The sequence below is a fragment of the Streptomyces halobius genome (assembly GCF_023277745.1).
Taxonomy (GTDB): Bacteria; Actinomycetota; Actinomycetes; order Streptomycetales; family Streptomycetaceae; genus Streptomyces; species Streptomyces halobius.
This window is the reverse complement of the sequence record NZ_CP086322.1, coordinates 1761531-1786504: the sequence shown is the minus strand read 5'-3', so window position 1 is coordinate 1786504 and position 24974 is coordinate 1761531. Positions and strand designations below refer to the sequence as shown.

At 70.3% G+C, this 24974-nt stretch carries 24 protein-coding genes and 3 pseudogenes; 10 read left to right on the top strand and 17 right to left on the bottom strand.

Annotation, left to right across the window (positions count from 1 at the left end; genetic code table 11):
* Positions 1–13 precede the first annotated feature (13 nt).
* Positions 14–1189 carry an acyltransferase family protein gene (locus K9S39_RS08500; protein ID WP_248862714.1) on the bottom strand — a complete coding sequence of 392 codons (1176 nt, stop codon included), beginning with the start codon at positions 1187–1189 and terminating at the stop codon, positions 14–16.
* A 234-nt stretch (positions 1190–1423) separates the two neighbouring features.
* Here K9S39_RS08500 and K9S39_RS08495 point away from each other — a divergent pair, with 234 nt between their 5' ends.
* Complete coding sequence (locus tag K9S39_RS08495) at positions 1424–1663, top strand: hypothetical protein (RefSeq protein ID WP_248862713.1); 240 nt, start codon at positions 1424–1426, stop codon at positions 1661–1663.
* 392 nt (positions 1664–2055) lie between these two features.
* On the opposite strand, the gene K9S39_RS08490 is transcribed toward K9S39_RS08495, so the two are convergent.
* The 4 genes and pseudogenes from K9S39_RS08490 to K9S39_RS08480 form a co-directional block, all read right to left on the bottom strand.
* A complete protein-coding gene (locus K9S39_RS08490) occupies positions 2056–2538 on the bottom strand; it encodes an aminotransferase class I/II-fold pyridoxal phosphate-dependent enzyme (protein ID WP_248862712.1) in 483 nt (160 codons plus the stop codon).
* An 83-nt stretch (positions 2539–2621) separates the two neighbouring features.
* Positions 2622–3365: pseudogene (locus K9S39_RS42880) on the bottom strand (pyridoxal phosphate-dependent aminotransferase); the annotation flags it as partial.
* 18 nt (positions 3366–3383) lie between these two features.
* Positions 3384–4259: a F510_1955 family glycosylhydrolase gene (locus tag K9S39_RS08485; RefSeq protein WP_248862711.1), complete on the bottom strand. Its 876-nt coding sequence runs from the start codon at positions 4257–4259 to the stop codon at positions 3384–3386.
* A 28-nt stretch (positions 4260–4287) separates the two neighbouring features.
* Positions 4288–5073: a cytochrome c biogenesis CcdA family protein gene (locus K9S39_RS08480; RefSeq protein WP_248862710.1), complete on the bottom strand. Its 786-nt coding sequence runs from the start codon at positions 5071–5073 to the stop codon at positions 4288–4290.
* A 263-nt stretch (positions 5074–5336) separates the two neighbouring features.
* On the opposite strand from K9S39_RS08480, the gene K9S39_RS08475 reads away from it, so the two are divergent.
* From K9S39_RS08475 to K9S39_RS08465, 3 genes are read left to right on the top strand one after another with little or no spacing between them, the layout of a single operon-like run.
* Complete coding sequence (locus K9S39_RS08475; RefSeq protein ID WP_248862709.1) at positions 5337–5585, top strand: hypothetical protein; 249 nt, start codon at positions 5337–5339, stop codon at positions 5583–5585.
* Complete coding sequence (locus K9S39_RS08470) at positions 5582–5857, top strand: hypothetical protein (RefSeq protein WP_248862708.1); 276 nt, start codon at positions 5582–5584, stop codon at positions 5855–5857. The genes K9S39_RS08475 and K9S39_RS08470 overlap by 4 nt, the downstream gene beginning before the upstream one ends.
* The gene (locus tag K9S39_RS08465) at positions 5851–6519 is read left to right on the top strand and encodes a TlpA family protein disulfide reductase (RefSeq protein ID WP_248862707.1); all 669 of its coding nucleotides are present in this window, start codon (positions 5851–5853) and stop codon (positions 6517–6519) included. Before K9S39_RS08470 ends, K9S39_RS08465 begins: the two co-directional genes overlap by 7 nt.
* Positions 6520–6587: 68 nt before the next feature.
* Here K9S39_RS08465 and K9S39_RS08460 read toward each other — a convergent pair whose 3' ends face one another.
* Positions 6588–7250, bottom strand: coding sequence for an SCO family protein (locus K9S39_RS08460; RefSeq protein ID WP_248862706.1), 663 nt, complete (start codon positions 7248–7250; stop codon positions 6588–6590).
* A gap of 354 nt (positions 7251–7604) precedes the next feature.
* On the opposite strand from K9S39_RS08460, the gene K9S39_RS08455 reads away from it, so the two are divergent.
* On the top strand, positions 7605–8162 hold the full coding sequence (locus K9S39_RS08455) for a DUF2752 domain-containing protein (protein ID WP_248862705.1): 558 nt from the start codon (positions 7605–7607) through the stop codon (positions 8160–8162).
* 124 nt (positions 8163–8286) lie between these two features.
* On the opposite strand, the pseudogene K9S39_RS08450 reads toward K9S39_RS08455, so the two are convergent.
* A pseudogene (locus K9S39_RS08450) lies at positions 8287–8700 on the bottom strand (DUF305 domain-containing protein); the annotation flags it as partial.
* Between the two features lie 5 nt (positions 8701–8705).
* Between K9S39_RS08450 and K9S39_RS08445 the strand changes: the two are divergent.
* Positions 8706–8978: a hypothetical protein gene (locus K9S39_RS08445; protein ID WP_248862704.1), complete on the top strand. Its 273-nt coding sequence runs from the start codon at positions 8706–8708 to the stop codon at positions 8976–8978.
* A 43-nt stretch (positions 8979–9021) separates the two neighbouring features.
* Here K9S39_RS08445 and K9S39_RS08440 read toward each other — a convergent pair whose 3' ends face one another.
* Together K9S39_RS08440 and K9S39_RS08435 are read right to left on the bottom strand one after the other, a co-directional pair.
* On the bottom strand, positions 9022–9213 hold the full coding sequence (locus tag K9S39_RS08440) for a hypothetical protein (RefSeq protein ID WP_248862703.1): 192 nt from the start codon (positions 9211–9213) through the stop codon (positions 9022–9024).
* 128 nt (positions 9214–9341) lie between these two features.
* The gene (locus K9S39_RS08435) at positions 9342–9659 is read right to left on the bottom strand and encodes a hypothetical protein (RefSeq protein WP_248862702.1); all 318 of its coding nucleotides are present in this window, start codon (positions 9657–9659) and stop codon (positions 9342–9344) included.
* A 369-nt stretch (positions 9660–10028) separates the two neighbouring features.
* Here K9S39_RS08435 and K9S39_RS08430 point away from each other — a divergent pair, with 369 nt between their 5' ends.
* The 3 genes and pseudogenes from K9S39_RS08430 to K9S39_RS08425 all read left to right on the top strand — a co-directional run bounded on the left by K9S39_RS08430 (position 10029) and on the right by K9S39_RS08425 (position 11797).
* Positions 10029–10475 (top strand): hypothetical protein, encoded by a 447-nt coding sequence (locus K9S39_RS08430; RefSeq protein ID WP_248862701.1) that lies wholly within the window; start codon positions 10029–10031, stop codon positions 10473–10475.
* A 144-nt stretch (positions 10476–10619) separates the two neighbouring features.
* Positions 10620–10928: pseudogene (locus K9S39_RS42875) on the top strand (hypothetical protein); the annotation flags it as partial.
* 179 nt (positions 10929–11107) lie between these two features.
* Positions 11108–11797 (top strand): DUF429 domain-containing protein, encoded by a 690-nt coding sequence (locus K9S39_RS08425; RefSeq protein ID WP_248862700.1) that lies wholly within the window; start codon positions 11108–11110, stop codon positions 11795–11797.
* 233 nt (positions 11798–12030) lie between these two features.
* Here K9S39_RS08425 and K9S39_RS08420 read toward each other — a convergent pair whose 3' ends face one another.
* Genes K9S39_RS08420 through K9S39_RS08400 form a run of 5 tightly spaced genes read right to left on the bottom strand, consistent with a single transcriptional unit; the run spans position 12031 to position 19697 of the window.
* Positions 12031–14649 (bottom strand): acyl-CoA reductase, encoded by a 2619-nt coding sequence (locus tag K9S39_RS08420; RefSeq protein WP_248862699.1) that lies wholly within the window; start codon positions 14647–14649, stop codon positions 12031–12033.
* A complete protein-coding gene (locus tag K9S39_RS08415) occupies positions 14646–15812 on the bottom strand; it encodes a LuxE/PaaK family acyltransferase (protein WP_248862698.1) in 1167 nt (388 codons plus the stop codon). The genes K9S39_RS08420 and K9S39_RS08415 overlap by 4 nt, the downstream gene beginning before the upstream one ends.
* On the bottom strand, positions 15809–17023 hold the full coding sequence (locus K9S39_RS08410; protein WP_248862697.1) for a GNAT family N-acetyltransferase: 1215 nt from the start codon (positions 17021–17023) through the stop codon (positions 15809–15811). The genes K9S39_RS08415 and K9S39_RS08410 overlap by 4 nt, the downstream gene beginning before the upstream one ends.
* Positions 17020–18414, bottom strand: coding sequence for an MFS transporter (locus K9S39_RS08405; RefSeq protein WP_248862696.1), 1395 nt, complete (start codon positions 18412–18414; stop codon positions 17020–17022). Before K9S39_RS08405 ends, K9S39_RS08410 begins: the two co-directional genes overlap by 4 nt.
* Entirely contained in the window at positions 18411–19697 is a 1287-nt protein-coding gene (locus K9S39_RS08400) for a phenylacetate--CoA ligase family protein (protein ID WP_248862695.1), read from the bottom strand. The genes K9S39_RS08405 and K9S39_RS08400 overlap by 4 nt, the downstream gene beginning before the upstream one ends.
* 2402 nt (positions 19698–22099) lie before the next feature.
* On the opposite strand from K9S39_RS08400, the gene K9S39_RS42365 reads away from it, so the two are divergent.
* A complete protein-coding gene (locus K9S39_RS42365; RefSeq protein ID WP_319949544.1) occupies positions 22100–22249 on the top strand; it encodes a hypothetical protein in 150 nt (49 codons plus the stop codon).
* A gap of 10 nt (positions 22250–22259) precedes the next feature.
* Here the strand turns inward: K9S39_RS42365 and tgmA are convergent, their stop codons facing one another.
* The 3 genes from tgmA to K9S39_RS08380 form a co-directional block, all read right to left on the bottom strand.
* A complete protein-coding gene (gene tgmA, locus K9S39_RS42870) occupies positions 22260–22562 on the bottom strand; it encodes a putative ATP-grasp-modified RiPP (RefSeq protein WP_406707892.1) in 303 nt (100 codons plus the stop codon).
* Between the two features lie 439 nt (positions 22563–23001).
* Positions 23002–23619: a class F sortase gene (locus K9S39_RS08385; RefSeq protein WP_248862693.1), complete on the bottom strand. Its 618-nt coding sequence runs from the start codon at positions 23617–23619 to the stop codon at positions 23002–23004.
* A gap of 138 nt (positions 23620–23757) precedes the next feature.
* The gene (locus K9S39_RS08380; protein WP_248862692.1) at positions 23758–24540 is read right to left on the bottom strand and encodes a hypothetical protein; all 783 of its coding nucleotides are present in this window, start codon (positions 24538–24540) and stop codon (positions 23758–23760) included.
* Positions 24541–24974: the final 434 nt, after the last annotated feature.

The window sequence follows — 24974 nt, the reverse complement described above, 5'->3', positions numbered from 1 at the left end:
AGCTGGCCAGTAGCTAGGCCGACTCGAATGTGCGGGCGCGCGGCGGCGTCCGTTCGTCTTCCGCCGTGCCGGGTGCGGTGGGTGTGTGTGGTGCGGAGTGCGGGGCGTGTCTGCGGGGCGGTGCAACGTGCTGGCGGACATCGTCGATGGCTCGTCGCATGGTGGCGCGGAGCCACTTTCCGAGGGGGCGTTCGATGAGGCGGTGGATGAGCCAGGCGGTGGCCAGCATGAGCGCGGTCACCGAGGCCACCAGGGCGGGGGCGGGGATGTGGTCCCGGAAGTGGTGGATGAGGGTCATGCCGATGTTCAGGTGGATGAGGTAGAGCGGATAGGTCAGCGCTCCCGCGGTCGTGAGCCACTTCCACTGGATCCGGTGGCAGGCGCCGAGCGCGATCGCGCCGACGACGGCGAAGGCGGCCATGATGATGAAGCGGGCGGGCCAGGTGGGCAGGCCGTCCGCGGCCTCGCCGAGGTTGGTGGCCAGGCGATCCCCGAGGTAGCGCTGGGCGAGCAGCGACTGCAGGATCACGATCGCCCACAGGATCGCGTTGGGCCGGTGGCGGTGCATCAGGTAGAAGGCGATGCCCGCGATGAAGAACGGCGCGTACTGCGGCATCGCGAATTCGGAGACCAGGGGAGTCTTCAGGACCGGCGCGAGGGCGGCGGCCGCCGTCCACGTCCCGCACAGGATCAGGCAGTTGCGGTAGGTGACGCCGAACAGCATGACCACAGTCATGATCAGGTAGAACTTCAGCTCCACGAAGAGCGTCCAGTACACCGGGTCGACGTCAGGGGTGTTGTTGCCGCCCTGCAGCATGGTCAGGTTGGTGATCACCCTGTCCCAGCCGCGTAGGGAGGCAACCTCCGGCCATGTCTTCACCACCAACGCGGTGAGCAGGAGGCCGGCCCAGTAGGCGGGGAACAGGCGTGAGAGGCGGGAGACCGCGAATTCGCCCACCGTGCGGCCCCACACGCTCATACAGATGACGAAGCCGCTGATGAGGAAGAAGACCTCCACTCCGAGCCACCCGTACTGGGCCGCCTTGTGGGCGGTCGGGAAGATCGTGTCCGTGGGATGGCCCCACGGTCTGGCGAGGGCGACGTAGTGGTAGAAGACCACCATCAGCGCGGCCAGCAGCCGCAGTCCGTCGAGTGCGGTAAGCCTGTTTCCCGAGCGGCGCTCGGCCATCGTGCAACCCTCCAAGCGCTCTGGTCAGAAGCGCTCCGTGTCCGAAGAGGCTCACAGGCTGCCAAGAAGCCTGTGAGCGCCTTGTGTGCCGTTCCAGCGTGCACGGGCAGGAGCACGGGCTGGTGAACGGCCGGTCCTGCGGCGTGTGGCGATACCCACGGTAGGGATCACGAGCGGACGTCGGCATTTCGGCCCTGAAGTCGTCGCAGGTTGCCCAATGAGAGGGAGTAACGGATGACGGGGTTCCGCCATGATGGCGAAGAACTCGGAGAGTGGACGGAGGGTGCACGGACGGTCGAGGGAGGCATGCCGACCGGCGCCGGAGTGTCGCGGGAGCGTCGCACACCCGATCTGGCGGCAGGGGCGGGGGAGGGGGGCCGAGCGGGGACCCATCCCAAGGCCAGGACGGAGGGGCCCGGTGCCACATACGCGTACGACATCGCCGTGGTCACCCTCAACGCGCCCGTGCCGTAACGGGCTTTGCCGCCGGCCATCCCGGCGGGGCAGAGCCTGTACGAGGAAGGCACACCCAACTGGGTTCTGGGGTGGGGGCACGACGGGCAGGCAGCGGGTGCCGGGGCGACAGCGGCGGACCGGTCGCGGTCAAGGGCGATTGGCGGGCGTCATCAGTGGCGGTGGTAGCCACGGATCGATGTCGCACGATCTCGTTCCGACGACCGGAACAATCCCCTCACCGCAGTGAGGGGATCACCTCGCGTCCCGGCCCACCACTGCCCTGCGGCGAGTTCGGGCAGGGGCCGGGTTCGACGCCGCGCGGCGTGTCGATGGAGCGTCGGCGCGGGTGGCGGCCGGCTGTGGCGGCAGCACCCCCTTCCGGCCCGCGGACGCCACAGCCGGGCCGTCCTTCAGCGAGGACGTTCCGCCAGCGCCTGAGAGATGCGCTGGATCGCCTCGCGGACCGTCTGCTCGTCGAAGGCGGTGAAGCACAACCGGGAAAAGCCCTGGTCGTGGGCGGAGAGGGTCTGCCCGGGGAGCAGCTGGACGTGGGCGTGTTCCTTGATGTACTGGAACAGCTCGCTCTCCGCGCTGCTGATCTCGGAGAAAAGTACCGGCAGGCGGAGGCCTCCGGGCTTGCCCGCCTCCCGGTGGCCATTCCCGTTCCCGTCGTGCGCGCCACCGTTGTACGTGTGTCCGTTGTGCGGGAAGTGCGGGCCCCGCTCGTAGGGGATCTCCGGAGCGTCCTGCCACAGGTACTCCCGCAGGTCGAGCCAGAAGAACTGGGCGGAGTTCTGCCCTTCGCGGAAGACGTAGGGAATGTTCTTGGCCTCGTCGAGGGCGGTCCGGGCCGACTCGAAGGCACCGGTGAGGATCTCCCGGTACTCCTCCATGAGTTCGGCGGCGAAACTCTTGCCGCCGTCCTGGGCTTCCAGGAGGCTGCCGATGACGTAGTGCTTGAGGGAGTCAAGGGACTGAACCAGGAGTAGGGCTCGCCGTCCGTGCCGTTGAGCACGTCCTTGATCGCGGAACTGCGGGTGATGGCGACCCCGGCCTTGAAGCCCGAGAGCCCGAAGTCCTTGGCGAAGCCCCAGACGACGTGCACCCGGTCCCGGGCGCCCGGGAGGGTGCGGTAGGCGTCCAGGGCGTAGGCGCTCACGAAGGGCAGCCGGGAGGTCCGGAGCTGGGAGTGCGCATACATCTCGTCCGAGATGATGTGCATGTCCGTCTGCGTCAGGGCCCAGGTGTAGATCTTCTCCAGCAGGTCCTTGTCGTAGTTGACGCCCAGCGGGTTGTTGGGGTTGGTGAGGACGAGCAGCTTGGGCGGTACCTGCTGCCGGTGGTAGGCCCGCTGCAGGACGTCGAGGGTGAGTTCGAAGTCGGAGCCGAGGTGTGCGGGGACGCACTCCAGCCCGGGCCGTTGCTCGAAGCACCACTTGAAGCCCTGCCAGAAGGGGGCCGGAAGCAGCACCCGGTCACCGGTGGCGAGGACCTCGGTCTTCTTGAGTGCGAAGGCCAGGCACTCCAGAGCCGCCGACACACCCGACGTGCCGAAGACGTCCTCGGGGGCGAGGTCGGCGCCGAACTGGGGGCGGAGCGTCTCCGTGATGTCCTCGCGCATCTTCTCCGCGCCGAAGATGGGCACCGGGTACCGGAGGTCCTGCTCGGTCAGGCCCCGGAGCCTGCTGAAGACCTTGGCCTTCAGCTGCGGGAACGCCATATCACCGGCCGGGGGTGTTCAGTGGCCGTCGGCGGGGGCGACCGGCAGGCGCTTGGTGAAGGTCTTGCCGCTGTCGCGGGATTCGTAGACGCCCTTCTGGGTGGCGGCCAGGACGCGGTCGGCGCTGACGGCGGTGAGGGCCTGGGGCTGTCCGCCGGGTACGGTGCCGGTCTTCTTCCAGGTGGTGCCGCCGTCGGTGCTGCGCTGGAGTGCGCCGGCCGGGTCGATGCCGTAGAGCGCGTCCGGCTTGGCCCAGGAGACGAAGGCCAGGATCGGCTCGGTCCCGTCCGTGAACGTGTTGCCGCCGTCAGTGCTCTTGGCGATGCCGTTCTGGGTGGTGGCCAGCACTGTGTCGGGGTCGTTGGGGCTGACGGCGATGTCCACTGCGGCGAGTTCGGCGCGCTTGTCCCACTTCTTGCCGTCCTTGCTGACGCGCAGCAGGCCGTTGGTGCTGTCGTAGCCGTAGATGGTGTTGTGGGCGTAGTCCAGGGCGTGGAAGTCGGCTTCGCCGCCGAGGGAGAGGGTTTTCCAGGTCTTGCCGGAGTCGGTGCTCTTGATCAGGCCGCGATTGGCGTGGCCGCCGTCGCCTTCCGCGGGGTGGCCGCTGCCGAGGAAGGTCTTGGGGCCGGCGACGGTGAAGCCCATGTAGTCGGCGGTGTCGCTGACCCGCTTGGACGAGCCGTCGTCCGCCACGGCGATGACACCGTAGTGCGTGGCGACGTACAGGCGGCCGTCGGCCGGGTCGATGCCGAGGCCGTGGACATGGCTGACGCCGGCACCGGATTCGTGTGCGTGCTCGTGGGTGTCGGACTCGTTCGAGCAGGCGGTCAGTACGGCCGCGAGCAAGGCGGCAGTGGCGGCTGCGGCCGCGGCCGGGCGGAGGCGGAAGGTCATCGGGGGTTCCTCGTCAGGGTGTTGATGCTTACAGGGGGAGTTCGTAGGCACTGACCCAGCTCTGCATCTGGTAGATCATCAGGCTCCACAGACCGGAGACCTGGGCGATGCCGACGGCCACCAGCAGCACGCCGCCGATGCGCAGCACGGTACGGGTGTGGCGGCGGGCGAAGGCGAAGACGCGCATGCTTTTGCCGAGGGCGAGGGTGAAGACCAGGAACGGTATGCCGACGCCGACGGCGTACAGGAAGGCGAGGAACGCGCCGCGCGCGGTGGTGCCGGTGGTCAGGGACAGGGACAGGACGGCGGCGAGGGTGGGGCCGATGCAGGGGGTCCAGCCGATGCCGAACATCACGCCGAGCAGTGGCGCGCCGGTGAGCCCGGCGCGGGGGGTGAACTGTGGGCGGAAGGTGCGCGACAGTAGCGGAATGCGCTCCAGTGCGCCCATGAACATCAGGCCGAGCGCGATGGTGAGGATGCCCAGGACGCGGATGACGGTGTCCTGGTGGGCCAGGAGCAGGGTGCTGACCGAGCCGAACAGGGCACCGTAGGCGGCGAAGACGGCGGCGAAGCCGAGGACGAACAGGGCAGTGCCCAGCAGTGCCCGGCCGCGGGCCCTGCCCCGGGCCGCGCCGTCGGCGGCCTGCCGCGCCTGGGCGTCGGCCGCGGTCATGCCGGTGGTGTACGAGAGATAGCCCGGGACCAGGGGCAGGCAGCAGGGCGAGGCGACGGTGATCGCTCCCGCGGCCAGCGCGATGGGCGCGGCCAGGAAGAGCGAGCCGGAGCCGACCACCTGGCTGATGTCGACGGACAAGACGAGTGCCTTTCCACAGGGCGGGTCCCGGTCGCGCGGGCGTGCTGTGGGTGCCGCCGGGGGCCGGTTCGGGCTGTCGGTCGACACACACTCTAACTCCTATGTAGGTTAGGTCCTAACCTGCATAGGTGATCGCGCTGGACAGTACCCCGACCCCGCAGAGAACCGACATCGATTCTGTTCAACCGGCCTCGAAAGCCAACGTCACGAACCGACACGAACCGGAACCGACACGAACCGAGTCGAGAACCAAGGAGACCGTGATGGACGCCTTCTACGCTCTGGCCGTACTCGCCTGCCCCGTCGGCATGGGCCTGATGATGTGGTTCATGATGCGGGGTAATCGTCAGTTCGGCGGTGCCCCCGCCGATCAGAGCAAGGCGACCGGTTACCCGGGCTCCGGCCCCGATCCGCGCGAGCGGGAAGTCGCCGAGCTGCGTAAGGAGGTCGACACGCTGCGCGCCAAGGTCGAGGCGCAGCACCGAGCGGCGGCCGAGGAGCACGCGCGGTGATCGAGAGCGTGCTTCCGCCGTTGTCCGCGGCGGCCGCCATCGCCCTGACCTACGTCTTCTGCATCCGCCCGATGCGCCAGGGCCGCGGCTGTCACACGAGGCCGGGGCGGTCGCGCGCAGCACGGTCATCCTGCGGCACCGCGGAAACCATCGCGACCGACCGTACGGACGCGGAGATCACACGGCTGCGTGGTGAGATCCGGCTGCTCCAACGCGAGCTGGACCTGCGCTCCACCGATACCGTGCGGCTCGAAAAGGACGAGTCATGCTGAACGGCCCACCCGTACCCCCGCCACGGCCCGTCGCCGGCCCCCGCCCAGTCGGCCCATCGCGGCGCCTGGCCCTCACCGGTCTGCTGGCCCTGGCCGGCGGCACGCTGACCGCCTGCGGCGCCACCCGGAACAAGCAGGGCGGTGACGGTACGCTGAGCGCGGCGAAGAGCAACTCCTCGACGTACTTCGAACCGGGCGAACGCACCCTGACCCCTGCCCTGAAGGGCACCACCCTGGACGGCGAGAGCATCGACATCGCCGGCCTGCGAGGCGACGTCGTCGTGCTCAATGTCTGGGGCTCGTGGTGCACGCCGTGCCGTAAGGAGGCCCGGGAACTGGCCCGGCTCGCGGAGAAGACCGAACCGCTGGGAGTGCGCTTCCTCGGCATCAACATCCGGGACAGCAAGACGTCGGCGAAAGCCTTCGAGGACAACTACGGCATCACCTACCCCAGCATCTACGACACCGACAGCCGCACCCTGCTGGGCTTCAAGCGGCTCGCCCCGCGCGCCGTGCCCACCACCTACGTCCTGGACAGGACCGGCACCGTGGCCGCCGTCTCCATCGGCCCCCTGACCTACCGGGGGTTCCTGCCCGTCATCGACGACGTCGCGGCCGAGAAACCCATCGATACGGAAGCCGCTTCCGAACCCGGACGCTGATCAACTCGCCGCCGGTTGAGGACCGCTCCCTGACCCGGGACCCGGAGACGACGGGCAGCGGCCGCGGTTCACGGCGTCCGGCCCTTGATCAGCTTGGGCAGGTCCTTGGTGTAGTCGGCGGCGGTGGCCTCCTGGCCGTGGTACAGCACATGCCCCTTGTCGTCCTTCGGCGAGAAGGCCAGGACCGTCTTGCCGTGCGTGGCGCTGACCTTGCCCTTGGCGTCCTTCGTCGCCGGTTCCATACCGACCCCCACCGAGCGGGCCGCGGCCTGGACGCTGCCGAAGTCCCCGCTCAGGCCGATGAAGTCGGCGTCCCCGGCGCTGCGCAGCCACTTCCCGAGCTCCTTGGGCGTGTCGCGCTCCGGGTCGGTGGTGACGAACACGACCCGCATCTTGTCCTGGTCGGCCTTGGGCAGGTCCTTGTAGGCGAGGCCGAGGTTGCTCACGGTCAGGGGGCAGGCGTCCGGGCAGTTGGTGTACCCGAAGTAGAGCAGGGTCAGGCGGCCCTTGGTCTCCTTGCGCAGATCGAACTTGTCGCCGTGGGTGTCGGTGAGGACCAGGTCCGGCTTTGTGAACGGCTGGTCCAGCACCCTCTTGGCCGGGGGTGCGGTGGCGTCGGTGGAGGCGAACGGCTCGTCCTTGCCTTCCGTCCCGGCCCCGCTGCTGCAGGCGGACAGGGTGAGCGCCGCGGCCGCGGTCAGCGCGGCGGCGAGCACGGTGGGCTTGCGCATGGTTGAAAGATCCCCGAAGTGAGACGGTGCTTACGTGCCACGGGTGGCGGACGTGGCTTACGTGCCACAGATGGCGGGCGCGGCTTATCTGCCATAGAGGGTGGACGTGCCACACCTGCGCGAAAAACTAAGTAGGTTAGGCGTCCGGACGGAGTCTACGGCAGGCCCCACGCGCCGCCCGCGGAACCTGTGCTCCGGCGGGGCGGGACGCGGCCACGCACCCGATCGCTCGTCCACTTGCCGCGGCGGGGCGTGCGACCGGACCACGCGGTACCGACACTCACCAACACCGACCAACACACACGCGCACTGTACGGCCGACAAGAAACGGTGAGCAGACATGGACTCGGCGGGATGAGCGGGGACAGGCGGTGGCGGACGCCGTGCCGGCCGGCGTGGGAATCGCGTGACCGGCACCGGTCGCTGGGGCGACTGGCGGTCGCCGGCCTCGCGGCAGGCGGGGCGATGGCGGTCTTCGGGCTGCCACCGGTGGACCTGCACGGACCCTTGCACCACGCCGGAGTGATGGGACCGCTGTGCGGCGGCACCCGCGGGGTGCACGCGGCGCTGCTCGGTCACTTCGGCCAGGCGTGGCGCTACAACCCGCTCAGCGTCGTGCTCGTCGTCGGAGCCGCCGCGGTGGTGGTGCGCGAGATCGTCGGGCGCCTCGGCGGCCGGTGGCTGAACCTGCTGGTGACGCGCCGTCGGCCCCTGGTCGTGGCCGGGCTGGTCCTCCTGGTGGCACTGACCGTCCGACAGCAGGCACACGCCGACCTGCTACGCATCGGACCCGAACCGGGGACGCTGGGCGCACCGCTCCTCTACGCCGCCGCCGTGCCACTGGTGGCGGTAGCCCTGGCGGCGGCACTGGCGGTGCGGCGGCTCGCACGGGGACGTGCGGGGCACGGCTGACCACCGGCCCCCGGTTCCGGTGACCACCGATCGCCGGTTCCGCGGCGGGCACCCTCGCGCGGGGCGGTGGCCCGGCCGCGGGACACTGTTGATACCAGCGGTGCCCGCGGGCCGGGCCACACGCTCACTTCGAGTTCTGCACGCCGCGCTCGGCGAGCATCCCGGCCATGAGCCTCATTTCGGACCGCTGACCGCGCACCATCCCCTCGGACAGCCGGACGATCATCGGGTCCTCGGCCAGGTCGGCGGCTCCCTGCGCCATGTCCACGCCGCCGCGGTGGTGCGCGGTCAGCAGCTTGAGGTAGCGCACCTCCGCGTCCTCGCCCTCGGCCTTGCGCAGCCGGTCCATCTCGGCGTTGGTGGCCATGCCCGGCATCAGGGACCCGTCGCGGGGCTTGTAGTCCGTGGCGTGGTTCATCCAGGCCATCGGCGGTTTCTGCGAGCTCTTGGGCAGCCCCCAGGCATCCAGCCGGCCGAGCAGCATCCCGCGCTGGTTGGCCTGGGTGTTGATGACGTCGTATGCCAGGCGGCGAACGTCCGTCCATGGCACCGGCCCGTCCGTCCATGGCGACGGGCCATCCGTCCATGCCGGCCATGGCCGCCGACGACTGGCCCGGAGGCATGCCGGCCGGTGCCGGTGCCGCCGCGGCGGCACCGCACGCCAACATCGCGATACCGAGCGCGAACATCGCGATACCGCGGCAGAGCACCGTCCACATGACGATCCGGTCCCGGCGGTGGACCACCTGGGGATTCCTGGCCTTGGGGAGCCTGGCCATGGACGGTCCACCCCCAAAACCTAAGCGTCATAGGTGATGGTGTGGAACATACCAGATGCCCACCGCCCACCGCGGAGTGATCAGACGAGAAGCCGCGCCGCGGCCACGGGGGTGTCCGGCAGCGGGCAGGTGCCCATCCCGGTCGCCGCCACCGCGGGCTGGGCGGACAGGACCAGCGGCAGCGCCGGCAGCGCGCCCGCCGCCACGGCCCCGCCCCGCACGACCGCCCGGCGCGGCGACCGGGGCGGCCGAGCGGCCTCCGCGCCCGGCAAGTCACCTGACCGCCGGGGACCGCCAGCGAGGCCGCGGGCGTACCCGCCCCGGCCAGCTCGACCAGGGTGGTGGCCAGGGGCAGCCGACGTGGCCCGGTTCCGGGAACAGCCCGCTCCCTCTCCACACCTCACGTGGATGCGGTGTGACCGGAATGGCCTACCTTGAGAAGATCGCCCCAGGCCCAGCACACGATCGGGAAGCCCAGGGCGTCGAGGGCGAGCCGGGCGGTCTTGACGTCGGACGGTTTGATGCCGGTGGCCTCGGCGATCAGATCAAGGACGTAGTGGAGGCCGCTGCCGACGAGGGCGTACCACTCGCGGTGCTGGCTGAAGGCCGCACTGTGCGCTGCGGTGAGGCGTGAGGCGGCGGCTTCGACCTGGGCACGGGTGACGGTGTGGCGGGTACCGCCGGAGACGAACTCGGCGGTGTCGGGCGTGTTCCCCAAGGCGGTTCACTTTCTTCGCGGCGGGCTGGGCCGGACAGACCATCAGTTCCTCTGCGGCATCTTCGTCGCTCCAGGGCCCGAGCGCATGGCGCTTTCTCAACTCCGCCCAGGACGGTGGGCCGAGTGGCCACCGGGACGCGATGGAGCACCTCCAGGCCGAAACGGTGCCGGCGGAGGCCACAGCCGACGCCCGCCAAGGTCGCTGACGGCCTTCGACGGCTGCACCGCCGGGAAGCCCGCCGAAGCGCAGGTGCTCAACAGGGAACCAACTCCCCTCACCCTGGAGGCGAGCGCTGGAACCGTGGGCAGCCGGGCAAGTTGAGTATCCGTACTCAGGCGGGCACCTTCCGACGCCTGGAGACTGCGCGCATGACCTCGACGAAGAAGAGATCGATGCCGCGTAGGGTCGTCGGCGTAGTCGGCGTATCCGTGGTGACGGGGCTGGCCGCCGCCGTGATGGGCGGCTCCGCACAGGCCGCCTCGGGCGACGTCCTGCTGCCGCATCCGGGGCCGGACGGCCTTGTGTGGGTCCAGGAGAGGACCGGAGACGGTGGCGTCGCGACGGGGGGTGCGGACGGGAACAAGCCGCTGGCGGTCACGGTGGCGTGCGAGGGCGGAGGCAAGGTCGTGGCGACGGTGGTGCCGGGCAACGCGGTGGACCCCCGCCCCGTCTCGTTCACGGTGGACTGCCCCGCCGACTCGCCAGGGCAGGCGACGAAGGTGATAGACGCCGGTATGCAAGGGTCCTTCTCCGTACAGATCGACGCCTCGACGCCGACCATCAGGTGGGCCCTGACGGCCACCCAGGAGGAATGACGGACGTGGCCTCGCCCCGGCGGATCGGGCGGCGCGCGTCGGGCAGGCGTGGCCAGGGTCGGGTAGGCGTGGCCGGATGGGCAGACCCCAGGTAATTCCTTGACCTGCTGTTTTCGTGAGTGATGCTGGGTGGTGGGAGGGCCCATGACCGACGATGGCCTGGGAGGGAGGCAGTCAGGATGTCCGATCCCCGCCTCGATCCGGGGCCCCGAGGATCCGGTCGAGGCCGCCTGCGTCTCCGGCGTGATGGACGAGCGCCCGCTGGGCACTTTCCGTGCGTCCCCGCGCGCGGCCTTTGTCCTGGCCTCCCGCCGCCCGTCGGCGTACGCGTACGCCGACGCGCCGATTCTGATCGGCCGTGGCCAGGTGATGACGCAGCCTTCCCTCGTGGCGATGAGGGTCGCCGCGCTCGGTCTCATAGGGGACGAGCGCGTGCTGGAGACCGGCAGCGGTCACGGCTTCCGGACCGCGCTGCCGGCCCGCGGCGTACGTGGCCGGGGTCGAGCGGTGGGCGGACATGATCGAGCAGGCCCGGGCCAACCTCGCCGGCCAGGGCATCGGGTACGCCGAGATCGTCGTCGGCGACGGCCCGGGCCACCCCCCGACGGCCCCGTTCGAGGACGCCGGCTGACATGGTGACCGTGCTCGGCGTCGACGCGTGCCCGGCCGGATGGCTGGCGGTCGGGCTCCACGACGGCCGCTTCGCGGAGGCACGGGTCGTCACCACCCTGCGCTCCCTCCTGCCCGGAGCCGCGGCCGGCAGCGTCGCGGTCGTGGCCGTGGACATGCCGCTGGGGCTCCTCGACACCGGATGGCGGCGTGCGGACACGGAGGCGGCGGCTCTGCTGGGACCGCTGAGGGGCAGCGTCTTCCGGGTGCCGCCGCGCGCGGTGTGGCAGGAGGAGGAGTACGACGACGCGGGGCGCCGGTGCCGCGAACTGACCGGGGCCGGACTGAGCCGCCAGACCTGGGGGCTCGCGCCCAAACTCCGTGAGGCGAACGCCTGCTTGGCGGAGCCCGGGGGCGATCGGTTCTTCGAAGTGCACCCCGAAGTGTCGTTCCGGGCCCTGGCGGGCGGGACAGCGCCGCTTCCCCGCAAGAAGAGCTGGGCGGGGCAGATGGTACGGCGCTCGCTCCTCGCCGCGGCCGGAATCGTCCTCCCGGACGACCTGGGGGACGCGGGGCGCACCCCGCCGGACGACGTGCTGGACGCGGCCGCTGCCGCGTGGACGGCCCACCGCATCGCCCGCGGCCGTGCGCGCTCCCTCCCGGATCCGCCCGAGCGCGATGCGGGCGGGTGCCCGGTCGCGATCTGGTACTGACCTGCGCTCGCTTCACCGTCGGCCTCGGCCGGGTATGCGCCACGAGGGCGTTTGCGTGGCCGTGCCACGGCCCGTGCTCCGAGCGGCTCCGGGGCGGCGGTCCGGGAGGCAGGTGACCGTGGTTTCGGTGGGGTTTCGGTGGCCCGTGCGTGTGCAGGCCGGTGTGTTCGTGGTGGCGGCCGGGGCGCGAGGCCGCAGCCGCCACCACGATGCCGTTTCGTCTCGTCCGAGCGTCAGGCCGTCGTCGCCCGCCGGTCGATGACGGTGCGGAGCTTGCCGCTGGTGGGGGTGCGTTCGAAGGTGAGCGTGTCAGCGGTCTCGACCGTGCAGGCCAGCAGCGCTTCCGCGCCGGCCGCCGAGCCGAGTTCCGGGATGTTGGCCAACAGCGCCGTGCGGGCCTCGTCCGGATCGGGTGCGTACCGGTCGTCAAGCCGGACGGCCAGGTGTTCGCGGTCGGCGTCGGAGGTCAGGACGAGCTGCAACTCGCCGCGGTAGCCGAGATGTTCCTCGGCGACCTGGGCGAAGCGGCGGTAGTTGAAGTGGTAGGTGCCCATGCGGAACACATCGCCGTACCGTCCGAGGAGTTCGATGCGCGGGGTGTGACTGCCGCAGGGGCAGACCCCGTCGACGGCCCGACCCAGGTCGCCGATCTGGTAGCGCTCCAGATGCTGGCCGGCTCTGGTCCGGGTGGTGAAGACCAGCCGACCCGGCTGTCCTGTGGGAACCGGGCGGTCCTCCTGGGTGTCGAGGATCTCCAGGGTGTGCAGGTCGGTCAGGACGTGGTGCACCGTTCCACGGGCGTGGGTGCACTGGTAGCCGAGCGGGCCCAGGTCGGTGCTTCCGTAAGCGGCGGAGCGGATGAGTCGTACGCCGAACTTCTCGGTGAGGATGCGGCGTTGCTCGGTGGTGAAGTGCTCCCCGCCGTAGAACACCTTGCGGATGCCGCCGTAGGAGCGCAGTCGCTCCTCTTGGGTGTGGAACAGCTGCCACAGGTAGGACGGCATCCCGAAGAGGGTGTCGACCCGATAGGCGACGAGGGCCTCGGCTATCGCGTCGTGGTCGGGGCCGGCGGCGATCGGGATCTGGGTGGCGTTCAGACGTTCGAGGATGGAGAAGAAGCTGATGAAGCTGCCGTACATGCCCCCGCAGAAGAAGAGGTTGGCGGCGCGGTCGCGGGCCGGGGCGAAGCCCGCGGCGAGCAGGCCGTGCGCGGATGCGCGCATCTGGGTGTCGTAGTCGTCGCAGGTGAAGACCGACAGGGCGGGGGCGCCGGTGGTTCCTCCGCTGCGGAAATAGAGCTGGGCGTGTTCGGGGGCGAGGGATCGCAGCTGGTCCTGGGCCGCGGCCTTGTCCATGAGCGGGACGTTGGGTGCGGCGGGCGGCGAGTCGGGGGCGATCAGGTCGTCCAGGCACGGGGTGGCGGAGAATTCCGCACCGGTGGCCTGCACGCTGACCCGGCGGCTGTAGCGCTGTAGCGCGTAGACGCCGTCGTGGGGTTCGCCGTGGTAGCTGTCGAGCATCGCGCCGAGCGGGGTGATCCGCTGAACGCCCGCGGTGATGAGCGCCCTGGAGAGCCGGGCGGTGTCGGCGCGGCCGCCTCCCACCGAGGCGGTCTGGAGGTAGCGGCGCATGGGCCGCAGGGTTGCGGTGATCTCCTGGCGGGGCAGGGGCTTGATCCAGATGGTGCGGTGCAGCGGGGAGGCGGTGAGGGCGGGCCGGACGTCGGCGAAGACGCGCCAGCTCCCGTCGTCGGCGGTGATGACCTTGGTCAGCCCGAGATGCTGTTCGGCCCGCGCCACCAGCTCGGTGGTGGTGATCTCCGCCTGCTCGGCCGCGTCGGCCTCCGGTTCGGGGGATGGGGCGGGGAACGTGGCGGAGACCTCGTCGAGGACGGCCGCGAACTGCTCCGCGAAGGCGAAGAGTTCGTCGGTGTCCGGGCCCGTCGCGGTGTCGCCGCCGGTCCCGGTGTCGAGGTAGACGACCTGCGGGCTGGAGCACGCCTGCTGCTCGGCCCGGCAGACATCGGCGGCGAGCGCGGCGAGGCTGGACCGGTTCGTCCAGGCATCGCGGGTCAGGTAGGCGAACGAGATCTTGTGACCCCATTCGACGAGCCGGCAGCCGGGCGGGATGAGGGCCGCGACTCCCTGCACGGCGTCCTCACCGCCCCATACGGCCACGGCGTCCGCGGGCGCGCACAGCAACCGCATCAGGTCCTGGCGACTGGAGGGGAAACGCAGTGCGACGATCCGGCGGCCGACGGCCCCGGTGGGGTCCGCGGTGGCGAGTTCGGCGAGCAGGTGCTGGGCGAGCGCGGTGTCGGCGCTGCTGGTCTTGAGGACGTTCACATTGCCCGCGAGCAGGCCCTCCACGACGCTCAGGGGGGCGACCGTCGCGGCGTTGCCGGGGGCGATGTGGACCAGCAGGCCCACCGGGGCCCACGCCTCGTAGACCGTCTCGCGCGCGTCGGGGCGGGTGAACCGTTCGGGACGCGGCCCGCCGAGTTCGCGTCGCAGCTTGCGTTCGAGGGCCGGCCGGGCGAGGGCGTCCGCGAGCTCGGCGAGGGTGGCCGCGGCTTCCGCGCGGGCAGTGGTCGAGAAGCCATCGGTCAGGACGTCATCGGTCGTGTGGTTGGCCGAGACACCATCGGTCACGTGGTCCATGAGCCGGGCGTACACGCCACCGTCCGGATCGCGCAGGGCGCGGCTGAGGGTGTCGCAGGCCACCAGCACCGTCTCGGTGGACAGCGGCTCCGCGAGGGCGCGTTCGACGATGCCGGGCAGTTCCGCGAGCCGGTCGGCCGCCTCGGCGTCACCGATGAACGAGCCCTGCCAGAAGTGGGGTTCGGAAGTCATGACATTCCCTTCAGGAGTTCGGCGGCGGCCACCGCGCAGCTGCGGTTGCGGCTCACCCCGGCGCGGCCGTGGATCGTGAACCACGGTGTGGCCAGGGGACAGCCGCACTCGTCCCCGGGGTGCAGCGAGGCAAGGTCACCCATCACGACGCTGTGCGCCGGAACCGAGGTGATGTACGGGGACACCAGGTGCAGGTAGCCGCGCCGGCCGTAAGGCAGCGGCCGCAGGGTCCGGGTGTCCCGTACGGCGGCGCGGGACCAGACCGGTATATGCAGCCGGTGGTGTGCGCACTCGATGTACGGCACGCAGTGCTCGACGGAGCCGTAGGTGTCCCGGATCCGCTCCGGGGGAATGCCGAGCTGCTGGGTCACCTCGTCGTAGAAGTCCTCCTTGCCGATCTGCCGGTCGGCATGGCCCTTCCAGCCGCCGCCGAGGACGACCAGCGAGCCCTCCGGGAGCTGGAGTGGCGGGACGCCGGTGGTCCGCATGCGCTCCAGGGTGAAGTGCAGGAATGCCGGGAAACCCAGGATCCGTACCGGCAGGCCCTCTTCGGCGTGGCGCCGGAGGGCGGCGATGCAGCCGTGCACGTCGAATTCGTGGCCGGTCCCGGTGTGCCGCAGGGCGTGGGTGGTGTGCTGCGCGGGCGCGAAGTCGCACAGGTAGTTGTCGGTGAAGGAGGTGCCCAGCCGTACCTCCGGTGCGGGCTCGTAGCTGTAGAGCAGGTAGTTGACGGGCTGCTCGGGCGTGATCCACCCGTAGTGGTCGAAGACGCGGGCCACCATCCGCTGGGCGGAGCGGATGGTCCAACGGTCGTAGAACATCTGCGACTTCTGTCCGGTGGTGCCGGACGAGGTGAGATGCAGAAAGACCTCGTCGCGCGCCATGGAGAGCACTTCGTGCCGCTTGAAGAAGTTGGCGTGCAGCAGCGGGGTACGGACGTGCGCGCCGATGGTCGGGGCCGGGGCCTCGGGAGTGTCCGCGAGCAGGGAGCGGAAGAGCGGGGAGCGTTCCGCATGCCAGGCGTTGGTTTCGGCCATCGCGGCCGCGAACAGCGCGTCCGTCTCCGGGCCGGCGGCATACGGCGACGCGAGGTCGCACAGGCGTTGGACGGCGGCGAGTACCGCCGGGTCGGGGACCTCGACGGGGGCGAGATGCGGGTTCATCGGACAACCTCGTGACGGGGCAGATAGGTCGACGTCCAGGAGGTCAGGTACGCGGCCAGGTACGGCTGGAGCAGCGGGCTGACGGCGGTGGTCCGGAAGTCGATCTGACGGTCGGTACGGGAGAGGACGACATAGTCGTGGAAGCGGTCACCGATCCGGCGCATGGCCGGGTAGCAGGCACTGGGCACGAAGCCGGAGGAGAGGAACGCCTGCAGCCCCGCCGCGTCGGACAACGGCACCAGCGTCTCGACATAGTCGGCGCCCGCCCGGTTGAGGGCCGCCATGAGCGCGTCGAGGGCGCGCGTGGCGGCCGACGGGCACGGGTGCACCGCGACGAGGGCGCAGCTGCCGGCGACCGGGTCGAGGTCGGCGTAGATCTCGAACTCGCCGTCCGGCGGTGTCAGCACCGTGTTCGGGGTACGCAGCGGGACGTAGGCGCCCGCCGGGTCGGGGAAGAGGTCACGGAACCGTCGGCGTACGAAGCCGGGGGCGGTGATCACCTCGATGACCGTGCGGATCTCCGGGTGCGGGGCCGAGGGGGCGGCCGACGGCGTGCCCCGGGCGGTTTCCGGGGCCGTGGCACCGGCTGGATGAGGCGGCGGAGGCTCCGTATCCACGGGGGTGAGCGGCAGGACCCCTGCGTAGGAGATCCCGATGCTGTCCTCGGCCGCTCCCAGCAGGGGCATCAGCGCCTGCGGTACGGCGGCGACCGGTTCGCGACGGTCGAGGACCCCTTCGGCGTAGCAGGCGAACAGGGCCAGGGTCTCGCAGCCGGACACGTCGGCGGCGTTGGGCATCAGACCGAGGGGCCGGTACCCGTTGCGGGTGACGACGCGCTGAGGGGCCTGAGTGACCAGACGGACGGTGGTGTGGACGGAATCGAGGGCGCCGGTGGCGAAGGCCTCGGCGGTGACCGCACCGGTCAGCCGGCTCGCCAGCCCGTGTTGCCGGTGACGGGGGTGGACCGCGAGGCCGACGAGCTTGCCGACACGGTTGCCCGGGTCGGTCTGCACGACCGCGGACCCGGCCAGTTCGCCGGTGTCGGGCCGGCGTGCGGTGAGCCAGTGGCAGTGCGGGTCGGCGATCAGCCGGTGCATCTCGGTCGGGTCGCTGCCCAGGGCCACCGGATAGCCGTGGCCGTACACCTCGAAGTACAACTGCCGGAGTTCGGCGATGTCCTGGGGCGCGGCCGGAACGATGGTGGTGGTCATCGGGCTCCTTCCAGCGGCGGAGTGTCGGCAGCGGATTCGGCGGGGGCGGCCGAACCGGCTGGGGTGGCGGAGCCGGCGGGCGTGGCGGACCCGGACACCGCCGAAGCGGCATCGACCCCGGACGCCGCCGAAGCGGCCCCGGCGGACTCCGCCAGCGCATCCGTACGCCTGCCGAACCACCACAGCGCCACGGCGACCGGGACCAGTCCGACGGCCTGCAGCAAGCACAGGACCCGCGGTGACAGGTGGTCGCCGAGCGCGCCGAAGACGAGCGAGGACAGCGGGAAGGTCGCGCCGAGCAACGCCTGCATCATCGCGAAGAAGCCCGGCTTGTCCTCGGCCGGAACCAACCGCTGGAACAGCGCGACGAACCGCACCCCGATGGCCCCCACACACCAGCCCGCGACGACCAGGGCCCCGATGGCCGCGGTCCGGTCGGCGACCAGGCCGGGCGTCCCGAGGGCCACGGCCATCAGCGCCAGGCAGGCCCCGCCGACGGCGGTCGCCGGTCCCGGCAGCCGCGCGCCGGTGAACGAACCGAGCAGGGTTCCGACGCCCAGGGCCGCCTCCAGCGCGGCCACGGTGGAACCGTGCGCATGCAGCACGGACCGGGTGTAAAGGGGCATGACCACGTATACGGCGGTGGTGAAGACGTTCGCCGCGGTGAAGCAGAGCAGCACCCGCCGGATGGACCGGTGATCGGCCAGGATCTGACGCAGCGTCCGCCGGGGCAGCGCGCTCTCGGACGGGGCGGCGTCGTCCTGGCCCGCGGCACCCCGGGGGAACCGGGTGACGGACACCAGCACGGCGGCGGCGAGGTACGCACCGGCGCATCCGGAGACGATGCCCGTCAGGTCCCAGGCATCCACGACGAGCGGCCCGAGCAGCCCGCCGGCCAGGCCGGCCACGGACTGCGTGGCGAGTTCGAACCCGGTCGCCTCCTCGATGTCGGCGTCGTCGACGAGTTCGGGCACGGAGGTGGTCAGGCACGGGTCGAAGAGGGCCTGGCAGCCGGCCAGCAGCAGCGCGGCACCGTAGGCGGCGACCATGGGCGGCGGCGCGACATAGGCCCATCCGGCGGTGCCGGCGGCGACCAGGCCCGCTACCGCGGCCGCCGAGGCCAGCACCGTACGGTGCCGGCAACGCGCGATGACGGTGGCCACCAACGGGGCGAGCGCCACCGCGGGCAGCGTACTCACCGCGAGGAACACCCCGGAGGCGAGGCCGCGGTCACCGCTACCGCCGACGGCGTGGGCGACGAGCCACCACACCACGCCGACCTGGAACATCCGGCCTGCGGCCTGGGTGAGTATCTGCGCGGCCCACACGGCACCGAAGGCCCGGTTGCGCAGGACAACGGGGAGACGGCGCGGGGCCGATGCCGGCGTCATGAGTGCGGCCGTTCGTCGAGGACCCGGATCAGCTTGCCGGTGCGGGAGTTGACGGCCAGCTCGCCGTGACGGACCCACTCCACGTCGATCGGGTGGATACGTCCGGCGTTGGCCTCCGCGGCGTAGAGCGGCCGGGCTGCGAGGAGTTCCTTGGCGATGGCCTCGGCCAGGTGCGCGAGCCCGGACGGATCCGCGTGGCGGCCGGCGAGCGGATCCTCGTTGACGGCCAGACGCAGCACCAGCCCGTCCCGGCCGTCCCAGCGGCGTACGACGAGCTGCATTCCGATCACCTGGCCGGTCGGGTCCGCGGAGCGCACCAGGTCGTGCACGTCCTGGGTGTAGAGGGACACCACACCGATGCGTACGCCTTCCTCGGCCCGGCCGAGGATACGGAAGTGCCCGGCGGCGAGGTCGGTCCATTCGGCCCGGTCGCCCGCGGGGTACCGGATGATGGGCATCAGCCGTCGGCGCAGGTCCGTGACGACGACGCGGCCCGCGACGCCGTTGCGGGTGAGGGGTTCACCGGTGTTCTCGTCGAGGATCTCGACGACGGTGTGTGGCGTGAACGCCCGGTGGACGCGGGAGTCGGCACCCGGTACGGGCTGCCCGAGAAGCCCGGAGTCGACAGCGGCGTAGCCGATGGAGCGGGCCTGCGCCCGGGGGAACGCCTTGCGGAGCAGTGGCTGCTGGTCCTCGTACAGTCCCTCGCCCCCGAAGAACACGATGTCCACGCCGGGGAGTTGGCGCCCTTCGCGGACCAGATGGTCGGCGAGGGCGCACAGCGTCGTCGTGGTACCGGCGACGACATCGACCTCGAATTCTTCCAGCGTGTGCACGGTCGATTCGAGCGGCGCGGCGCCTCCGATCGGCAGCCGGACGTTGCCGACGGGTGCGCGGTGGAGGGAATCCAGGATGAAGGTGAAGCTTGCGTAGAGTTCCCCGGCGTAGAAGAGGTCGGCGACCCGGTGGCCGGGACGCAGTCCGGCCTCGACGAGACCGCCGCCGAACGCCGTGGTGAATTCTCGCCATTCTTCGCGGGTATAGACGGAGAACTTTGGAGCGCCGGTCGTTCCGCCGCTCTTGAAGACCACCGCCTCATCGAGCGGACCGGTCAAAAGGCGGTTGTGGCGGGGCGTGTTGGCTCGCCAGAATGCCTCTTGGGGGATGACCGGAAGGTCCGTCAACTCGTCCACCTGATCCGGGAGGCCGGTGTAGAGGTCCCGATAGAAGGGCGAGTTGTGACGCACGAAGCGTATGAGTTCCGTTAATGGTTGAACGGGCATTGATTCCTGGTTTTCGGCATACAGAAGGAACCGGTACCACGGGGTGTGCGGCACCAGCTCTTGGTGTGGAGTCAGCAACAGACGACTCGGCAGAACCCCGGAGAGGGGGATCTCGAACCGTTCTGTTCTGGGGACTTCGATCGGTGATGTTATGTCATGAGCGACGGGCCCGGCGACAACTGGCTCGGCCGGAAACAGGCGCTTACCGCTGATTTTCCTCCAGATGCCGTGCGTATCCGCCAAGTTCCTTTCCTTTGATCAGTGCTTGACAGTGACCCACCTCACCAAAAATCTCCTGTGCTGAGCCTCGGCGCGGTCACGTGGCCCGAGCGGATGACGGACCCGACGTGACGTGAAGGGTGCGACGCGACGGGGACGGGTGTGATGCGACGGGGGCGGGTGTGACGGGTGGTGACGCGACGGGGACGGATCTGACGCCGAGCCGGGCGCCTTCCCGGCACCGCGGGTGACCCGCTTCGTCCTCGCCATCGACGCCCCGGCAATCGCCGTCCGATGGGTGCCCTGATGCCACCGTTCATGGACACCCCGGCATGACAAAAGGGTTGGCCGTCGTCCGGCAGACGCTCGGTGAGGAACGCATACACAATATGCGAGCCATGTACGAGGGGCGAGGGGCAACTTGCCGGGCAGTAACCTGCGCAATAACAGCGGTAGTTCCCTGCGCAGCATGCGACAGTCATGGCGGCCACATCCCCCTGGCATTCCGAGAACCAACTCCCCTGCCGCTGCGATCCGTGATGCCGGCCATGGGCGGCGATGCGCCGAGCTGCCCCACCTCGTCGAGTACCAGGGAGGCCACCCGGAGGGGAACCCGGCAGCCCCTCGGCGGCGCCGCAGTGTGAGGGTACGCGAGATCGAGTTTCGCAAATACATTCCAGAACCCGGTCTCTCCGAGAGTCGAGCCCGGCGAGGCCGCCGCGTCAAGTGCAGGAAATCCCGCGGCGTCATATCGAATCGGCCACATTCGATATGACGTAAATGGCTCACCCCCTCAAGGGCCCGCTTGCCGGTACCGCGCCTGGTCACCAGACGCCAACGGCTGTCGGTACGTCATCGCGGGAGGCGGTGCAAAGATATTCGTGGTGAGTTTTCCGCAAGGGGAAACCGTGTTCGAGCTGGTGGCCCCCGGCTCGACGCACTCCGTCCAGTTGCTGCCCGACGGGCCCCTGGTCACCGCGGCCCCACATGGAACGGTCGGTGGTGAGGGGCCCGACGGGGCGATTACTGTGCACCGTCGGCGCCTCAGTCACGAGGGCGCTGCCCTCACCGACTGGAGCGATCGCCTTCTGGACGCTCACGGTGTGCTGTGGGACCAGAGCCGCACCACGCTCTGGGCCGTCGGCCGCCGAGGCACCGGTCCACGGAAGCCCGGCACGGGACTGCCCCGCGAGTACTCTGGAACGGGTACGCGGCTGACCAACCACTCACCGTGGCGGCTGCGTTCGAGGTGCCCACCAGGCCGGAACCTCTCGACGCCTGATCCCGGGCACCAGCGTCCGGGTCGTGTTCATGGGCACCCCCGCCTCCGATTCCGGTTCTGGTCCGCCGGGCGGGACATGTCCTCGTACGGGATCCCTTCCTGGAGGCGGTCGGCGAGGGCGGTGGTGATCGCTCGACGGGTGGGCTCGTCGACGAAGGCCCACTGGCCGTTCGGGTTGGTCTCCAGCCAGATCCAGCGGCCGTCGGCCCGTACGGCGAAGTCGAATGCTGCGAAGAGGAGGCCGAAGGCGTCGAGGTAGGCGCGTACCGCGGTACGGACGGCGGGGGGTGGCTCGGTGGGGGAGTAGGTGAGGGCGTCGTAGTCCTGGCGCCAGTCGAGTCGCCGTCGATGTCGATACGGGTGGCGAAGAGCTGGTCGCCGACGGCGGCGAGCCTGATGTCCGCGACCTTGGGGACGCGGGACTGGAACAGGTGCGGGCAGGCCGAGATGCCGTCGTCGATCTCGTCGGGGTCGACGGTGCGGGCCCAGATGGTGCGGGCGGGGGCGCCCGTGCCGTCCGCGCCGATGTGTACGGCGTGTACGGGTTTGTAGACGGCCGGGCCGTGCTGGGCGACGAAGCGCCGGGCGGCGTCGGGGTCGTTGGTGATGAGGGTCGGGGGCAGGTCGAGGCCGACCCGGGCGGCGGTGGCGAGCTGGGCGGGCTTGGATTCGGCGTCGCGGTTGCGCCAGGGATGGTTGACGTAGAGCGCGCCGGGGAGCGAGGCGAGAACGCCGCCGTAGCCGGCGCGGGCCTGGGCGGTGGCGAAACGGGACGCGGTGGACTCGATGGCCGGGTCGGTGGCCCCATGGGGGGGTGGGGCGGCGCCAGTAGACGGAACGCACGGCCGAGAGATCCAGGTGGCGGGTGGCGGGTGGCGGTGTGCAGGGTCCCGTGCGGGCCGTGGGTGTCGTAGCGGGCCGCCATGGCGGCACCGGCGGTGAAGTCGGTGCCCGGATCGAGCCGTACGACCGGGACTCCCCGGCCGTACAGCTCGTCCAGCACCAGATCCGCGGTGACGTCACCGAGCGAGGTCACGGCGAGGACCGGTGAGGATTCCATGTCAGTGGTAGTCGTCGCCGCCGTCGCTTCCCTCGTCGCCGTGGACCTCATCGATGTCATCGATGTCATCGGCGTCATCGGTGTACCCGCCTCCGTCGCCTTGTCCTTGCGGCCGGGTGGTGGACGGCGCGGCGCATCGACCTGCGCGCTGTTCGTCGATCGCCACGGGCTGGTCCGCCGCATCGCGGTACCGGGTGGTCTGCGACGTGGGGTCCAACTCGGCGGTTACCTCGGGTTGTTCGCCTGCCGGGGCGTATGAACCGAGACGCGACAGGCCCCAGGGGGTGGCCGGGTTCTGTTCCATTGGGCAGAGCCTTCGGTTGTCAGCTCGTTCCGGGCCGGAAGCCGGGGAAACCGGGAAGATCGCGGGTGGTGCGGATGACTTACGGCCGCGGATGGTGCGCTGCCGTCCGGACACACGCCGTCCGGGACACACGAAGTACCGGTGCCCGCTTGGAGGGTGCGTGCGGGCAGTGCGGAGCGAAGCTAGTGCGGGGGAGAGGCGCCCAGCAAGCGGAAGGGACCGGCAAGAGGGTGCTTCTCGCCAGCGCGGCCGCGTCCCTCCCGGGAAAGGGGCGTAAGAACGACGTGACGACCGGGTCACAGCACGCCGCGACACCGGCTGAACGAACCCACTGACCTCGCCGACCTGGGGCCTCCGGGCACGTTGGACACTTCGGGTACTGCGGTGCTCCAGGTACTGCGGGTGTAGCAGGTCCTTCGGGTGCTCCGGGTACTGCGGGTCACTTCACGAGGTCGGCGTAGAAGATGATGTTGGCCGAGCGGTGGCCGTCGACGATCTCGCCGCCGCAGGTGATCAGGCGCAGCTCCGGGCGCTCGGTGTCGCCGTAGACCTTCCGGGTGGGGAAGTCGTCCTTCTTGACCTGCTGGCGCTCGCGGATCGTGAAGGTGGCGGTGGAGCCGTCCTCGCGCAGCACCTTGATCACGTCGCCGACGTTGATGTTCTTGACGTTCCTCATCAGGGCCGGGCCGTTCTTGGTGTCGTAGTGGGCGACGATGATCGAGGCGCCCTTCTCACCGGGGGTGGGGCTCTTGGTCCACCAGCCGGGCTGTTCGGCCTGGCTCACCGGCGGTACGCCGAGTTCTCCGCCGCTGTCCACCTCCAGCGGCACGAACGGACCGGCGTCCACGCCCGCGGAGGGGATCTGCAGGCGTTTGGGCTGGGAGGGCGCCATGGGTGGGGCGGTCTCCTTGGCCGGGGCGGTCGCCGCGTTCTTGATGGTGACGTCGGGGCCCGGGGTGTCGCCGCTGCCGCAGGCCGTCAGCCCGCCGGCGACGGCAAGCGCCAGCGCGGCGCAGGTCGCGAGACGCCCGAGACGGGGCGTGCGAGTAGTGGTCACGGCGACTCCAGGTGCGTGGCGGGGCGGGTGGTACGGGTGCGGGCAGAGGATTGGGCAGGGGAACGGGCAACGGCGGGGCGGTCCGCTCCGGTGAGGGAAGAGCGGACCGCCTCAACTCCTGTGTGGCATGAGGGTGGTTCAGGCGTTGTCGCCGGACTCGTCGGCCCTGCGGCGGCGCAGCGCGGCGAAACCGAGGCCCGAGGCGGCAGCGGCGGCACCGCCACCGGCGAGCAGCATGGTGTTGTCACCCGTCTCGACGCCTTCGGCACCGGCCTTGACGCCGCCCTTGGGGATGACCTTGCCCTGCTGCTTGGTGTGGTCGCCCGGCGTGACCTTGTTCTGGCCGTTCTTCTGGCCCTTCTTCTTGCCGTCGCTGCCCTTCTTGCCCTTCTCGTTCTTCGCGTCCTTGTTATCCGCCTTCTTGTCCGCCTTGTTGTCTGCCTTCTTGTTGCCGCCCTCTGCCCAGGAGGTCATGGTGCCGTCGGGCTGCAGGGCGAAGTGGGCGCCGTTGTGCCGGCCGTAGGCGGGCTTGCCGTCCTTGGTCTCCAGCGTGTCGTACCTGACGAGCTTGCCGGTGTCGGGGGCCTTGGCGTACATGTCGGCCTGGTAGTGGTTCTGGCCGAGCTGGTAGACCTTGGCGGTGAAGCCGCCGGACAGGCCCTGGGCACGGACGAACCTGCGCTCGCCTGTCTTGTCCTTCTCCCTGCCCTTGTCCTTCTCCTGGCTGTTCGTGCCCTGGCCCTGGCTGCCGTCCTGCTTCGTGTCCTGCTCGGCATTCGGGCTCGCAGAGCTGGCGGGGGCGGGGCTGTCGGCGAACGCGGCGGAGGCCGGCAGCAGCAGCGCCGAGCCTGCGGCGGCGGCGATCGCGGACGTACGGACGAGGTTGCGGCGGCGGGTGGCCGTGCGGGGGGAGGAAGCCATCGGGAGTTCCTTTACGGGTCCGAGTCGGTCGTCGTCATCCGCTCCGTTCGGCGGCGACACCAAGGAAGCTATTCATCCCGCATCACGGCATCCCCTCGTATTTGTAACAGTGGGCCGGAGAGGAGAACACGGTGACGCAACCGCCGCACCATGCGGGACTTTGGTCCCGAATCTGCCGTGAAACATCTCGGCCGGAAGACGGAGAAGAAGCTCTCCGTCACGCCCTTCTCTTAACAGGAACGCTTCTCGTAACAGGAAGGTATCCATGACCGTGAAGTGTGGTCGGTGCCTTGCTGACCGCACTTCTTACCGCCGGTTTATGGCTTGTCTGAGCAGAATGGAGGCAAGCAACACCCGTCTGCTGCAAGGCGCATGAGAGAGGATCGGCAGTGCGTTCGCTCATCATCCCGGTTTTGGTCATTGAGCCCGTTCCG

Bases quoted from the DNA above. Each gene is read 5' to 3' on its own strand.
- K9S39_RS08500 (WP_248862714.1), bottom strand. From the start codon at position 1,189: ATGGCCGAGCGCCGCTCGGGAAACAGGCTTACCGCACTCGACGGACTG.
- K9S39_RS08495 (WP_248862713.1), top strand. From the start codon at position 1,424: ATGACGGGGTTCCGCCATGATGGCGAAGAACTCGGAGAGTGGACGGAG.
- K9S39_RS08490 (WP_248862712.1), bottom strand. From the start codon at position 2,538: ATGGAGGAGTACCGGGAGATCCTCACCGGTGCCTTCGAGTCGGCCCGG.
- K9S39_RS08485 (WP_248862711.1), bottom strand. From the start codon at position 4,259: ATGACCTTCCGCCTCCGCCCGGCCGCGGCCGCAGCCGCCACTGCCGCC.
- K9S39_RS08475 (WP_248862709.1), top strand. From the start codon at position 5,337: ATGGACGCCTTCTACGCTCTGGCCGTACTCGCCTGCCCCGTCGGCATG.
- K9S39_RS08465 (WP_248862707.1), top strand. From the start codon at position 5,851: ATGCTGAACGGCCCACCCGTACCCCCGCCACGGCCCGTCGCCGGCCCC.
- K9S39_RS08460 (WP_248862706.1), bottom strand. From the start codon at position 7,250: ATGCGCAAGCCCACCGTGCTCGCCGCCGCGCTGACCGCGGCCGCGGCG.
- K9S39_RS08455 (WP_248862705.1), top strand. From the start codon at position 7,605: ATGAGCGGGGACAGGCGGTGGCGGACGCCGTGCCGGCCGGCGTGGGAA.
- K9S39_RS08445 (WP_248862704.1), top strand. From the start codon at position 8,706: ATGGCACCGGCCCGTCCGTCCATGGCGACGGGCCATCCGTCCATGCCG.
- K9S39_RS08430 (WP_248862701.1), top strand. From the start codon at position 10,029: ATGACCTCGACGAAGAAGAGATCGATGCCGCGTAGGGTCGTCGGCGTA.
- K9S39_RS08425 (WP_248862700.1), top strand. From the start codon at position 11,108: ATGGTGACCGTGCTCGGCGTCGACGCGTGCCCGGCCGGATGGCTGGCG.
- K9S39_RS08420 (WP_248862699.1), bottom strand. From the start codon at position 14,649: ATGACTTCCGAACCCCACTTCTGGCAGGGCTCGTTCATCGGTGACGCC.
- K9S39_RS08415 (WP_248862698.1), bottom strand. From the start codon at position 15,812: ATGAACCCGCATCTCGCCCCCGTCGAGGTCCCCGACCCGGCGGTACTC.
- K9S39_RS08410 (WP_248862697.1), bottom strand. From the start codon at position 17,023: ATGACCACCACCATCGTTCCGGCCGCGCCCCAGGACATCGCCGAACTC.
- K9S39_RS08405 (WP_248862696.1), bottom strand. From the start codon at position 18,414: ATGACGCCGGCATCGGCCCCGCGCCGTCTCCCCGTTGTCCTGCGCAAC.
- K9S39_RS08400 (WP_248862695.1), bottom strand. From the start codon at position 19,697: ATGCCCGTTCAACCATTAACGGAACTCATACGCTTCGTGCGTCACAAC.
- tgmA (WP_406707892.1), bottom strand. From the start codon at position 22,562: ATGGAACAGAACCCGGCCACCCCCTGGGGCCTGTCGCGTCTCGGTTCA.
- K9S39_RS08380 (WP_248862692.1), bottom strand. From the start codon at position 24,540: ATGGCTTCCTCCCCCCGCACGGCCACCCGCCGCCGCAACCTCGTCCGT.